Here is a 13,164-nt window from a genome sequence, read left to right as displayed (position 1 = left end):
TTCAAGGGTGGCCTGACGATGGACGACAACCCGGCGCTGTTTACCGACCGGAAAGAGGCTGAGATCGAGGCGATGGGGCGAATGATGGCGCTACGCGCAGCCCGGGCCATCGCTAACGCCGGGATTGGGGCCAAGTTACAGGACGTCCGGTACATCGAGATCCTGGATGGTGACGGGAAGCTGCTGTTCAAGACGGAGCTGCCCGAGCTGGGCCACCAAAATCGGTAAAATTACCCTCCGCCGACCCCCATTTTGCGGCATCGGCTTTGGCGTAAAGGGCATTTTTGCGGCATCCCCCTTTTCGTAACTGCCCATTTTGCGGCATACCCCTCCGCGAAAGGGGCGATTTTGCGGCATCGAAATCGCATAAATCCGGCCAAACGGCAAGGATGGGGCAGGAGCCGAAATCCGCTAACTCTTTATTTCCCAAGCTACTGCCTCTGTTGGGGTGTATCCGGAGGGGCAGTGAAATGAAAAAAACAGGCGAAATCCTGCCCCTTAAATGCCCCTATGGTGTCCCGAAGCCCTGAATTCTGCCCCCGAGCTGCCCCTTCGAGGGCTAGAACCGCCTCTGAAATGCCCCCGGAGGCCCAGAATCGGCCCCGGCTGCCCCTAAAATGGCCCTGAATGAACGTCCTCCTTCGATGGAATAACGACGTGCTTGTACATATGCGATAATGTGAAAGTTGTTGCAATGCAAAAGCCGAACGATTGTTCAAGGCGCACGAGTTTTGCCCGCCCGACTCCCGATCCGCGAAGTGTTCGGAAACGTCCGTCATTCCAGCATTTCCCGTGCGGTGCGGGCTCGCCGTGTTCTGGGGTGAAGTAATAGCTTGCCGTGTTCGAGTGGCAATATTGCAGGCGGTGCTGCGATGTTGGTATTGTTATAGCAAGCGCAGGAGCACTCAGCATTGAATGTAATACTTTCAGTCTGACCTCAATGTATAACCGCGTGATGCCATGCCTCGTCAGCAATTGAAGGTGGCCGGGGCGTGGCCCGATTCGGGATCGGTGTCTGTGGCGGGTGGCCAGGGTTTCGCTCAATGAGTCCGTTTTCTGGATATCCGGTATAACCTGTTGCCATACTTCCGATTAGGCTGTCATGGGCTGTTTCCGGTCCTTCCCTCGCACCGCCAAAAACATCCGCTGACCAAGACCATGTTCTTGCGCAAGTTGCGGATTCCATAAGCGAATTGAATGAACCGGTTCTTAGGTGATATCATTTGTTCGAGTCCTGGATAGCTTGCGTTAAGTGGATGTAACGGACTCGAAGCAGAACTCGATATCGGTGGCGTGGGGCCACAATGATAAATAGCGGATTGCCAAGTTATCAAGATCAGTAGACTTTACGTTAGGCAAGCACTTATAGTAGTAACAGGTAGTCGCGAATCCAAATGCAGGGATATCACAGGGGGTCAGCAAATGAATATTATACGAACTGTAATTTTGTTCACGTTCTCATTGTTTCTCCTGCCAATGCCTATATATGCAAACCCCCTCGACGGAGAGACGTGTAATAACGCCATTCTAATTGATGTCCCTGGCTATGAGACAACGTATCAATTGGACACGAGAGAATATGCAAACGACATAGATTCCTTGGCTCATGCGTGTACATCGGTTATTGCCACCGGTCCAGACATAGTATTTAGAATTCAGGCGGCCGAGCATGGATCATCTGTGGCCATTAATTGGTCGGGAGATTTTGAGGCCTGTGTTTATGGTATTGAACTAGATTGCGAGAATCCTTGTTCTTTTGGCGGAACTGGAGAGAACATACATTGGGGGTTTGTTACCGGGGAATATAATGGCGATCCTGGTGGATCATGGAATGTATATCTTGTTGTTGATGGCGTTGACGGGGCGTCAGGCACAGGAACTTTGAATGTATTTACAGATCAGGCAAATCCCGCGAGTGAAGATTCTTGGGGGAAAATAAAGTCGCTATATGAACACTAAAATAGCAGAAGATCTGTATTAGTGTTGCCTAACGAACTTTTAAACCTGTCGAGGGCCCTTGTCACGCCCATTGCTTATGGTGATAATAGTATCGCGATGTTGAGAGAGGCGAGGACCGCGCCAATGACCCTCGCAGGCTATGAGAGCAGTGTGCCGATTGATCACCACCGCTGGAATAGGACCCTGAATGCCCGATAAGGAAGCTACAGCCCGCATCAAGATCAACAAGCTGCTCGAAGCGGCGGGCTGGCGTTTTTTCCAGGAGGGCACCGCGCCCGCGAACATTCGTCTCGAACCCAGCGTCACGATCAAAACCAGCGACCTAGACGCATTCGGCGACAACTTCGAGAAGACCACCAAAGGGTTCGTAGACTTTCTCTTGCTCGACGCCAAGGGCTTCCCGCTGCTCGTTCTCGAAGCCAAAGCGGAGAATAAGAATCCGCTCGTCGGCAAAGAGCAGGCCCGCAAGTACGCCAAATCCCAGAACTGCCGCTTCGTCATCCTCTCCAACGGCAACTTGCACTACTTCTGGGATCTCGAACGCGGCAACCCATACGTCATTACCTCATTTCCGACGCCCGACTCGGTCACCGGCTACCAGAAGGTCACGCCCAATCCGCAGCGTCTGATCGAGGAGCAGGTGGGCGAGGACTACATCGTTCGCACCCAGCGCCCGAACTACCAATCGGAAGCCGGGTGGCGGAACGATGCGGAACGCCCCGGATACATCCAAACCAACAAGCTGCGCTTTCTCCGGCCCTATCAGCTCAAGGCCATCCAAAGCCTTCAGGCCGCAGTTGGCGACGGCAAGGACCGCTTCCTGTTCGAGATGGCCACGGGCACAGGCAAGACCATGACCGCTGCCGCCGTCATCAAGCTCTTTCTGCGTTCCGGCAACGTGCGGCGTGTCCTGTTCCTCGTGGATCGCCTTGAGCTGGAGGACCAAGCCAAAAAGGCCTTCGCCGCGGTGTTGTCCGCCGACTTTCAGACGGTGATCTACAAGGAGAACCGGGATGACTGGCGACGCGCGGAGATTGTCGTCACCACCGTGCAATCCCTGCTCTTCAACAACAAGTACCAGAAGCTCTTCTCACCGACTGACTTCGATCTTGTCATCTCCGACGAAGCGCACCGCTCGATCGGTGGCAACGCCCGAGCCGTGTTCGACTACTTCATCGGCTACAAGCTAGGCCTCACGGCCACGCCGCGCGATTACCTCCGCCGGTTCGACAGCTCAAGGCCGGGCACCCGCGACCCGCGCGAGGCCGAACGCCGCCTGCTGCTCGACACCTACCGCACCTTCGGCTGCGAGAACAGCCAGCCGACCTTCCGCTACTCCTTGATCGATGGCGTGAAGGAGGGCTTCCTGATCAACCCCACTGTGGTGGACGCCCGCACCGAGGTCACCACCACGCTGCTTTCCGAAGAAGGCTTCGTCGTCTCATTTACCGATGATACCGGCGAGGATCAACAGCAGGCCTTCAAGCAACGCGAGTTCGAGAGGCGTTTCTTCGCGGACGCCACCAACCAGCTCCTGTGCAAAACGTTCCTGGAGAACGCCCTGCGCGACCCGGTCAGCGGTGAAATCGGCAAATCCATCATCTTTGCCGTCAGCCAGAACCACGCCGCCAAACTGGCGCAGATTCTCAATCAGATGGCCGACCGCATGTTCCCCGGCAAGTACCAATCCGACTTCGCCGTGCAGGTGACCTCCCAGATACCCGATGCCCAGCAGTTCACCATCAACTTCAGCAACAACAACCTGCTCGGCTCGGGCAACTTCATTCCCGCCTACAAGACCAGCAAGGCGCGTATCTGCGTGACGGTAGGCATGATGACCACCGGCTACGACTGCACCGACATCCTCAACCTCGGTCTTTTCCGCCCGATCTTTTCGCCGACCGACTTTATCCAGATCAAGGGACGCGGCACCCGCAAACACGACTTCCGCGAGCTGCTCTTCGATGACAACCTCAAGGACGTCGTGCAGCACCCGTTAAAAAAGGCCTTCAAGCTCTTCGACTTCTTCGCCAACTGCGAATACTTTGAGGAAGAGTTCAACTACGACGAAGTGCTGAAGCTCCCTCCGCCCAAAGGGAAGAGCGGCGACGAGGGGGAAGGCCAAGGCCTGGTGGTCGTGGGCGGCACGTATGAGCACCTCGGTGCCGATATCCTCTCGATGATCAAGGAAGAGACCATCGGCCACGAGGGCATGAAGATCGACCGCATGTTCTTCGAAAAGTTCGAAGACGTCATCCGCGCCAATGACATCGTCACCTCTGCCGTCGAAGCCGGACAATGGGACCGCGTTATCGACTATGTCAACCACGAACTCTTCAACAAACCCGAGGAGTACTACACTCTCGACAAGCTGCGCAAAGCCGCCGCCGTCGACCGCCGCATCACACTGCGCGAGATCCTCGAAAGAATCTTCGGCCTCATTCCGCACTTCAAGTCCAAGGATGAACTGCTGGAAGAAGAGTTTGCCAAGTTCGTCGCCGACTACAAACCCGACGAAGCTGAAGCCATTCCGGCCATCAAGACCTACTTTAAGGCCTACATCACCAGCGACCAGGTGCGCCACATCATCGAAAGCAAACAATTTACCGACCTGGCCACTAACCCCGCGTTTTCCACCCGTGACTTCAGGTCCGTTCCCGAGAAGTACCGCGTGCTCGTGCCTGAATACGTCAAGGACTACGTCTCCTTGAACCAGTTTGCCGCATAAAGGAGAACCATGTTAGACACCGATACCAAACGCCGCATCGACACCGCCCGCGACATCCTCGTCGGCAAAGTTCCCGACCCCAAATCCCAGGTCGAGCAGATCACCATCGCCCTCATCTACAAGTTCATGGACGACATGGACGCCGAGTCCGAGGAACTCGGCGGCAAGCGTAAGTTCTTCACCGGCGACTTTGCCCGCTACGGCTGGGCCAAGCTCATGGCGCCATCGCTCGGCGGCCACGAGATGCTCGGCCTCTACGGCGAAGGCATTTCGAAGATGCCGGAGAACCCCGGCATCCCGCCGCTCTTCCGCGACATCTTCAAAAACGCCTACCTCCCTTACCGCGACCCCGAGACGCTCAAAGCCTTCCTCAAGATCATCGACGAGTTCAGCTACGACCACAGCGAACGCCTCGGCGACGCCTTCGAGTATCTGCTCAGTGTCCTCGGCTCGCAGGGCGATGCCGGCCAGTTCCGCACCCCGCGCCACATCATTGATTTCATGGTCGAGGTCGTCGCTCCGCAGAAAGGGGAGACCATCCTCGACCCCGCCTGCGGCACGGCCGGATTCCTCATTTCCGCCTACAAGCACATCCTCCGCACCAACACCGACGCCAAGGGTCACAGCAAACTCACTCCCGACGAAAAGGGCCGCCTCGCCAAAAACTTTAAGGGCTACGACATCTCGCCCGACATGGTGCGCCTCTCCCTGGTGAATCTCTACCTCCACGGCTTCACCGATCCGCACATCTACGAATACGACACCCTCACCTCCGAGGAGCGCTGGAACGAATTCGCCGACGTCATTCTCGCCAACCCACCGTTCATGTCTCCGAAAGGCGGCATCAAGCCCCACAAGCGATTCTCCATCAAGGCCAAGCGCAGCGAAGTCCTTTTTGTGGACTACATGGCCGAGCACCTCACGCCCACCGGTCGCGCCGGCATCATCGTCCCCGAGGGCATCATCTTCCAGAGCCAGACCGCCTACAAAGCGCTGCGGCAAATGCTCGTCGAAAAATCCCTCGTCGCCGTCGTCTCGCTCCCGGCGGGCTGTTTCAATCCCTACTCCGGGGTGAAGACCAGCATTCTCATGCTCGACAAATCCCTCGCGAAGGCTGCCGATACCATCGCCTTCTTCAAAGTGGAGAACGATGGCTTCGGCCTCGGAGCCCAGCGCCGCGCTATCGAGAAGAACGACCTCCCGCAAGTGCAGGCCGAACTCGCCGCCTATCTCCAAGCCCTCCGCTCCAAAGCGTCCACCGAGTCCATCCTCTCCCTCCCGTCCACCGCCCAGATTGTGCCGAAAGAAAAGATCGCCGCGAATGGCGACTACAACCTCAGCGGCGAGCGGTATCGGGAGGGGGCTGTTGCCACTTCAAGTTACCCCTTCGTCCCGCTCTCAGAAGTTGCACGGGTGAAAAATGGCTTCGCCTTCAAGAGCGAGGAGTATGTGGACAAAGGTCTTCGCGTGATGCGGATCAAGAATGTGCAGAAAGGAGAAGTCATAGATGACGATCCGAAGTTCATGGCACTAGAACGACGGATGGAGTTCGCCGACTACACGCTGAAAGCCGGAGACATCTTGATGTCACTCACAGGGAACGTCGGACGGGTCGGCCGATTGAAACATGAGCACGAGCCCGCTGTTCTGAATCAGCGGGTCGCCCATGTTGAGCCAATTAGTGGTGCGTCCTGTCTTCCGGAATACCTTTTCGCGATCCTGAACACGGAGACGTTCGAGGCCGACGCGATCGCTGGATCAAGTGGCGTGGCACAAGCGAATCTCAGTTCCAAGTGGGTCGGTAATTACCAAATCCCCCTGCCGCCGCTGGAGGTGCAGAAGGAGATCGTGGCGGAGATCGCGGGCTACCAGAAAGTCATCAACGGCGCCCGCGAACTGATCGCCCGCTTCGAGCACAAGATCCAGGCCACCCTCTCCCGCATCTGGGGCGAAGAAACAGGAGGCACACCGAAATGACCACACCTGAACCAAAGGCAGCAGCGTCTTCTTTTCGTGCACCAGGCGCGAGCGACTGGCGCGAGCTGGTGGCTGAGATCGCAGACGACAAGGAGCAGCAAGAGAAGGCCCGGACGGCCAAGGACGAACTGAAGAACGTACTGCTCGCGTCCTTGCAGATGCAGCACCTTGTAATCCTCGCCGGTTCCGGATGTTCGCGATCTGCGGGTGGACCATCGATGCAGGACTTGTGGAATGGCGCCGTCGGCGCCGAACCGACGGTTTGCGCCACAGAGACGGCGGGAAAGGTCAACCACGACCTCAAGGATCAGAATATCGAAGCGTTTCTTTCCAGGGTCGAAGCCTTCTTGCAAGTAGAGGACAACGAAGACGTCAGCGAGTTTCTGAGCTCAAGCAAGCAAGTGATTCTCGACAAGTGCTCGGCGTTTCTCGACGCCGATAAGCTTGGTGCTTACAAGGTCTTCCTTCACCGGCTCTCTCGCCGCCGCGTTCGGGATCAACGCTTGCAGGTTTTTACCACGAACTATGACCTTTGTTTTGAACGGGCCGCCGCCGAGTTGGGTGGAGTGGCACTGGACGGATTCTCCTTCACCGCTCCTCGCCGTTACGACCCGCGCTTCTTCGGCTACGACATCATTCGGCGGCCGCGCAGCGGTGACGACCTTGGGCATTACCTCGAGGGCGTGTTCCTACTCTACAAGCTCCACGGATCAGTGAACTGGGCGAGGGGTGAGGAAGGAACGATCTACGAGAAAGACAAGCCGACGCCTGCCGAAGCCTGCTTGATCTACCCCGCAAGGGGGAAGTATCAGCAGAGCTTCGTGCAACCCCATCTCGAATCGATGGCGCAGTATCTTGCCGCCATCCGCGAACCGAATACGTGCCTGCTGGCCGTCGGCTTTGGCTTCAATGACGATCATCTGGCCGAGCCGCTGCTGGCTGCGGCGCAGTCCAACCCACATCTGCGCTTGATCATTGTTGATAAGGAGGCGCACACGAGAGTCAAGGAAGCAGCGGACAGTCGATTCTGGAAAACTTTTGCCGAGCTTGGCGGCCGCGGCGAAGATGTGTGGTTCATCAAAGCGTCGTTCGGTGACTTTGCCCAGATGGTCCCTGACCTGAAATCACTGACGCCAGCGGATACCCTCATGAAGGCTATCAAGGGCGTGACGAGGGAGCTATGAGCAAGTTGAACATTGATGAGGCTTTTCCCAAAGGACTGCTGCGCCCGGAGCTCTTCCTGGGTGTGACGTCCTCGGTCACCGCCCGAACGGTCGGCGTCAATCTCAGCGAGGCCGGTCAGCCGAGTGGTTCCCATTTCGCAGGTGGCCGCTATGGCCGCGGAGAGGTCGGCGAATTCGTCTTGATCGAAGGCCAGCAGAGCCTTCTTCTGGGCCGTATTGCTGAGATCCACCTGCGCGAACCGGAGCGCCGCTCCATCAGGCGCGACTTCGTCGGCAACAGCGACTTGGACGCGCTCGGACAGATTCAGCTCCTGGGCTGCGTTTCCATGGACGACCTGCTGGTAACCGCAGGCGTCGATACCTACCCGCGTCTCGGGGATCGCATCTACGCCGCGCCGCATAGGTTCATCGCACTGCTACCGCGCCTGATGGAGCATACGGAGGATGACCGCGAGCCCGTCGTCTTGAATCTCGGCGCTATCGATGTGGCGCAGGACAGCCTTGTTTCCGTGAAGCCGGAGCGCCTATTTGGACGCCATTGCGCGATCCTCGGTGCAACAGGAGGCGGCAAGAGTTGGACGACGGCGCGGATCATCGAGGAATGCATCCGATACAAGGCGAAGCTGATCCTGATCGATGCCACCGGTGAGTATCGGGACTTCACCGGCGACGGAGTCTTGCATTGCCATCTGGACGAGCTGGTGGAGAAGGAGACCAGGTCGGTCTCATGTTCTTTACCCCCAACGAGCTTTCTTGAGTCAGACTTCGTGGCACTCTTCGAGCCCGCGGGCAAGGTGCAAGGACCGAAGATGCGTGCGGCGATGAGAAGTTTGCGGTTGGCGGGGATACAGCCCAAACTTGCTACAAACGGATTTATCCGGAAACATGGCCAGCCCAAGCAACCATTAACCGATGCTGAGTTGGATCCTGCTACTTCGTCCCTGCTGGACAATCCACGACAGCCATTTAATGTGTCTCATCTGGTGCAGCAGATCGAACAAGAATGCGTATGGCCGAACGGCGGCACATATCGAGCGCCCGATCCGACGAGATGGGGCGGGCCTGACGAGGGAAGTTACGCGAACTGCCTCTCACTCTTTGCGCGCATCAACGGCGTCCTGACTTCCCCCGCCTTTCAATGCGTCTTCCAAGCTAACACCGAACCCTCGTTGACGGCCAAGATCGATACCTTCATCAGCGGGAGCGACAAGCTGTTGCGAATCTGCCTGAGCGGCATCGCCTACGAGTTTCACGCGCGCGAAATCATCGCCAATGTCATCGGCCGGCATCTCTTGACCCAGGCACGTGGCGGCGCGTTTCAGCGACGGCCGACCGTTGTCTTTGTGGACGAGGCTCACAACTTTCTCGGTCGCCAAATCGGTGCGGAGGACTATGCCGCCAAGCTCGATGCTTTCGAGTTGATCGCCAAGGAGGGCCGCAAGTATGGCCTGAGTATCTGTTTGGCCAGCCAACGCCCCCGCGATATCACAGAGGGCGTTTTGAGCCAGATGGGCACCCTGATCGTTCACCGGCTGACGAACGACCGTGATCGCGAAGTGGTGGAGCGTGCCTGCGGTGAGATCGATCGCGCAGCATCAGCATTCCTGCCCAACCTGCGCCCGGGCGAAGCCGCCATCATCGGCACCGACTTTCCGATTCCGCTCACTATCCAGATTCATGAGCCCGCCACCAAGCCGAAGTCACACGGTCCCGACTTTCAACGCCTTTGGGCCATTGAACTAGATCCGACTAAGGCGTGAGTCATGGACGAAACCGCCGAACTCGCCAACTACCTGCCGCTCTCTTTCAAGACCCCGAAGGAGCAGGAATACATCGAGTTCCTATGGGACGTCTTCGAGACGAACTACACGCACGGCAAATACCAGTTCGCCTTCATCGCCTACCACATGCTCACGATGAGCTTCGTCTATTTCAACATCTGGCAGATCAAGCAGACGGAGCCGAAGGACTTCGCGATGGGCCTCATCGGCTTCGGCAAGAACATTGAGAAAAGCCTCCTCGACGCGACATCGCCCTTCGTGTTCAGCACCGTGAACGAACGCAGCATCCTGCGCTTCCTCAAGCTCATCGCCTGCGACAACAGCAAGATCGGCACCTGCGCCAAACTGGTGGACCACCGCAACCAGTCCGCCCACCCCAACGGCAACATCTTCTACAGCACAGAGGCGGCGCTCGACATCAAGATCACCGAGATCCTACGGGTGGTGGCCGAGATTCAGACTCACTCGAAGCCGGTCATCGAGCAATGCTACCGCGAGTTCCTGGTCCAGAGTCGCGACGCCGAAGAACGCGAGTATCCCGATGCCGCCAACCAGATCCGCGAAGTGCTGATCCACGGCAACTACCTCTCGCAGAAGGACATCGAGATTTGCCTGGGCTTTGATCCCGAGCCGCTGGCCGACCGCCCGAGGATTGAAGGGATGCAGGAGCTGCATGCGGCTCTCGCTGAGACTTACAAGGCCGAGTATGCGAACAGCGCAGCATAACAACCGGTTGGAGCGGACGGTCCGCGGCCCGGCCGCTGAACCGGGACGTTACAAGAAGTACATAGATGGCGTAGTGAAGAATGTACAATGGGGAGGATCGAGATGAAAATCTTTGTCAGTTCAACCGTCAATGACCTGAAGATGGAACGAAACGCTCTTAAGAAAGCCTTGAAACAGTATTCGTTCGATGCATACCTTTCTGAGCACGACGGTGCTGATTGGGCTGCTTCATGCACGAAGTGCTTATCCGAACTTGAGTCTTCCGACATCTACGTCCTGATGGTAGGTGAACGGTATGGATCAATACCAGATAAGCATGAGGACTCGGAAGTTTATGATGGGAAAACCTCAGTCACCCACGGTGAGTTCAAGAAGGCGCTTCAGCTGAACAAGCCTGTTCTGGTATACGTTAAAAAGGTTGCAAAGCGAGACAAAGACGCCGTCACTTTTGTGAAACACTTGGAAGCATTCTACGATGGCTACTTCAGAAAAACTTTCTCCAACGAAAAAGAGCTTTCTGGTTTTGTCAGGGCCGATGTTCTGCGACTAATTACAGAAGTCTTTAGGGGTACCTATCGATACCCGAAACTAAGGAAACCGCAAATCGTCTTATGCAAGGATAGAAACGAGCTGTTCTCTGTTGGTTCTCAGATGATCAGTTTTGTGCTTGAGACTGAGAGGTTACCCGTGTTGGGCTTCATGCCTGGACGGACCGCTGGTGGAGTATACGATCAACTAATAGCGGCCATTAATAGTAAGAACAAACTTGCTGGGTTGCAAGAAATGCGGGCGTTTCATGTGGCAGAGCACTTTGGAGTGGCGGCTAGTTCCCCTTCCTCCTACCAGAATTGGATGAACACGTCGCTTTACGGAAGAATTGAAAAGGCTCATAGCATAAGGCTCGACAGACGGAGAATCCACTTTATACCTGGAACTGTATCTGGTTCTACCATGGAGTCTGAGTGCCAAAAATATGATTCCCTCGTTTCTAGTCATACAATACATTTACAGCTATTGGGCATAGCTCCTAATGGTCAGACCATGACAGTAGACCCCGACACATATGAGGGAGACCAATTGCTGGAGCAGCAAACGTCTCTCGTGAAAATGAGCCCTGAGACATTTGGGTACCTACGCCCTAAACCTCCCATCCCGTATGGCGTTACAATTGGCATGGGTAATGTCTTGAAATTCTCGAAACGAATAGCGCTTCTAGCTTTTGGTAAGGACAAATCCCTCGCCATTAGGCACCTTCTTACGACCATCAATTACAAAACTTCGCCTTGTTCAATTTTAAAACACCACTTTGACTTCTGGATTGTAATTGATCAGGAGGCAGCATCTGCCCTGCCAAGCGGTTGGATTGATTACTTCAATCCTACATCAGGAAGCTGCTTTTCCCAAGAAACCTTGGTTTAGACATGACTTGCATTATATTTGGAGCCCTCGGAGGAATAGGTAATGCGTTGACTAATCGTATGCTTGAGGCCGGCCACGAAGCCTATTTGGTCGTGAGAAGACCGCAGGACATTGCGAGGCTAGAAAAATCACTTCCATTCCGGGGCGGTCATTTTCATTCATATGCATGTGATATGTCCAGCCTCTCAGAAATTGAAAAAGTCACCGCAATGATACTTCAGACAGCTAAGGCCATCGATTTTATGGTCAACTGCGTTGGAGTGCTGGGCCCGCAAGACGTAATCCATGAAACAAGTTTGGCGGACTGGACCCATGTCATGAAGGTTAATCTAGACGCCACATTCCTTGTAATGCGTATGGTTCTCCCGACCCTGTTAGACAATCGCCGAGGCATAATCATGAACTTGACGTCAAATCGTGCGAAGTATTTCAGACCGTGCTCTTCCGCTTACTCGGTCTCCAAGTTTGCAGTTGAAGCATTAACCAATATAGCTGATTTAGAATCAAAAGACTACGGGGTACGCTGCTTGGCCGTTAATCCAGGCAGAGTCGCAACAGAAATGCGTCGTCTTGCTGCACCCGACGAAGAACCGGATTCCATCACCTCACCACAGGCATTCGCAGAGTTCTGTTTTCGGCTATTAACGCACGGTGATTATATGATGCTGCCATGCTCTATCGATTTTAGCAGTTTCCAATTTCCCAGTAGGAAGGACAATTAGCCACCTTGATTCTTGAACTGAGTCTAAACATAAAGAAGTATCTCATAACTACTGCATCCAGCGGATCGCATACCGCTCCCGCTGGTGCTGCCGTTAGGCAAATGAATCCGAATATTAAAGTGGAGTCAAAACAACCATGATTACCAAAGCAATGATTTATGATATAAACACTGTGCAAGACATCAGAAATAGAATTCTCGGTCCCGCGCATTAACTCCCGAAGAAATTCATTTAGCAGATCGCGCTCTTTCAATATTATGGTGTCACCCAGAGATTGAAAACAACCTGCCTCCTAAAATTGCTACTCATCAAGAAATAGCATCAGGATTGATCCGGCTGAAGCCGAGTGATCGAGGACTCTGGGTGTTCCTGACGAGGATCTGGGACGCTCCCCGAATTCAATGGGAACTGCAGAAGCTCGGTATCGAGATCAGCCAGGCGGCCGTCTCGAAGTACAGGGTCCGTCGTCGAGAGCCACCCTCCCAGAACTGGCGCACCTTCTTGGAGAACCACGCGATAGGCATTGTCTCGGTGGACTTTGAGGCGTCCCCAGTTTTCTTGGACACCGAATTGGGGTAAAACCAAGGAAACAAGGAGGGGAAGATGTCCAGGAAAAGAGAGGGTTCAAACAAGCAGGAAGGTGCTGGGAGAGGATTGACGGTGCAAGC

The 13,164-nt window shown here is 55.3% G+C and carries 9 protein-coding genes; all 9 read left to right on the top strand.

The features are described from left to right. Nucleotides 1–228 (top strand): hypothetical protein (locus tag KJ970_10040; protein ID MBU2691259.1); only part of this gene is annotated, 228 nt, incomplete at its 5' end. 1,194 nt (nucleotides 229–1,422) lie between these two features. Continuing rightward, nucleotides 1,423–1,959: a hypothetical protein gene (locus KJ970_10035; GenBank protein ID MBU2691258.1), complete on the top strand. Its 537-nt coding sequence runs from the start codon at nucleotides 1,423–1,425 to the stop codon at nucleotides 1,957–1,959. Nucleotides 1,960–2,146: 187 nt separating this feature from the next. Continuing rightward, on the top strand, nucleotides 2,147–4,687 hold the full coding sequence (locus KJ970_10030; GenBank protein ID MBU2691257.1) for a DEAD/DEAH box helicase family protein: 2,541 nt from the start codon (nucleotides 2,147–2,149) through the stop codon (nucleotides 4,685–4,687). 9 nt (nucleotides 4,688–4,696) lie between these two features. Next, nucleotides 4,697–6,664 carry an N-6 DNA methylase gene (locus KJ970_10025; protein MBU2691256.1) on the top strand — a complete coding sequence of 656 codons (1,968 nt, stop codon included), beginning with the start codon at nucleotides 4,697–4,699 and terminating at the stop codon, nucleotides 6,662–6,664. Beyond that, the gene (locus KJ970_10020; GenBank protein ID MBU2691255.1) at nucleotides 6,661–7,848 is read left to right on the top strand and encodes an SIR2 family protein; all 1,188 of its coding nucleotides are present in this window, start codon (nucleotides 6,661–6,663) and stop codon (nucleotides 7,846–7,848) included. The genes KJ970_10025 and KJ970_10020 overlap by 4 nt, the downstream gene beginning before the upstream one ends. After that, nucleotides 7,845–9,608 carry an ATP-binding protein gene (locus KJ970_10015; GenBank protein ID MBU2691254.1) on the top strand — a complete coding sequence of 588 codons (1,764 nt, stop codon included), beginning with the start codon at nucleotides 7,845–7,847 and terminating at the stop codon, nucleotides 9,606–9,608. Before KJ970_10020 ends, KJ970_10015 begins: the two co-directional genes overlap by 4 nt. Before the next feature lie 3 nt (nucleotides 9,609–9,611). Further along, nucleotides 9,612–10,355 carry a hypothetical protein gene (locus KJ970_10010; protein MBU2691253.1) on the top strand — a complete coding sequence of 248 codons (744 nt, stop codon included), beginning with the start codon at nucleotides 9,612–9,614 and terminating at the stop codon, nucleotides 10,353–10,355. A gap of 102 nt (nucleotides 10,356–10,457) precedes the next feature. Beyond that, nucleotides 10,458–11,774, top strand: coding sequence for a DUF4062 domain-containing protein (locus tag KJ970_10005; protein ID MBU2691252.1), 1,317 nt, complete (start codon nucleotides 10,458–10,460; stop codon nucleotides 11,772–11,774). A 2-nt stretch (nucleotides 11,775–11,776) separates the two neighbouring features. Continuing rightward, nucleotides 11,777–12,496: an SDR family oxidoreductase gene (locus KJ970_10000; GenBank protein MBU2691251.1), complete on the top strand. Its 720-nt coding sequence runs from the start codon at nucleotides 11,777–11,779 to the stop codon at nucleotides 12,494–12,496. Nucleotides 12,497–13,164: the final 668 nt, after the last annotated feature.

This window comes from Candidatus Eisenbacteria bacterium (genome assembly GCA_018831195.1).
In the GTDB taxonomy this organism is placed as follows: domain Bacteria; phylum Eisenbacteria; class RBG-16-71-46; order CAIMUX01; family JAHJDP01; genus JAHJDP01.
This window is presented reverse-complemented; position numbering and strand designations above follow the sequence as displayed.

What these genes read in the sequence shown, in the direction of transcription:
- KJ970_10035 (MBU2691258.1), top strand. Translation starts at nt 1,423, where the DNA reads ATGAATATTATACGAACTGTAATTTTGTTCACGTTCTCATTGTTTCTC.
- KJ970_10030 (MBU2691257.1), top strand. Translation starts at nt 2,147, where the DNA reads ATGCCCGATAAGGAAGCTACAGCCCGCATCAAGATCAACAAGCTGCTC.
- KJ970_10025 (MBU2691256.1), top strand. Translation starts at nt 4,697, where the DNA reads ATGTTAGACACCGATACCAAACGCCGCATCGACACCGCCCGCGACATC.
- KJ970_10020 (MBU2691255.1), top strand. Translation starts at nt 6,661, where the DNA reads ATGACCACACCTGAACCAAAGGCAGCAGCGTCTTCTTTTCGTGCACCA.
- KJ970_10015 (MBU2691254.1), top strand. Translation starts at nt 7,845, where the DNA reads ATGAGCAAGTTGAACATTGATGAGGCTTTTCCCAAAGGACTGCTGCGC.
- KJ970_10010 (MBU2691253.1), top strand. Translation starts at nt 9,612, where the DNA reads ATGGACGAAACCGCCGAACTCGCCAACTACCTGCCGCTCTCTTTCAAG.
- KJ970_10005 (MBU2691252.1), top strand. Translation starts at nt 10,458, where the DNA reads ATGAAAATCTTTGTCAGTTCAACCGTCAATGACCTGAAGATGGAACGA.
- KJ970_10000 (MBU2691251.1), top strand. Translation starts at nt 11,777, where the DNA reads ATGACTTGCATTATATTTGGAGCCCTCGGAGGAATAGGTAATGCGTTG.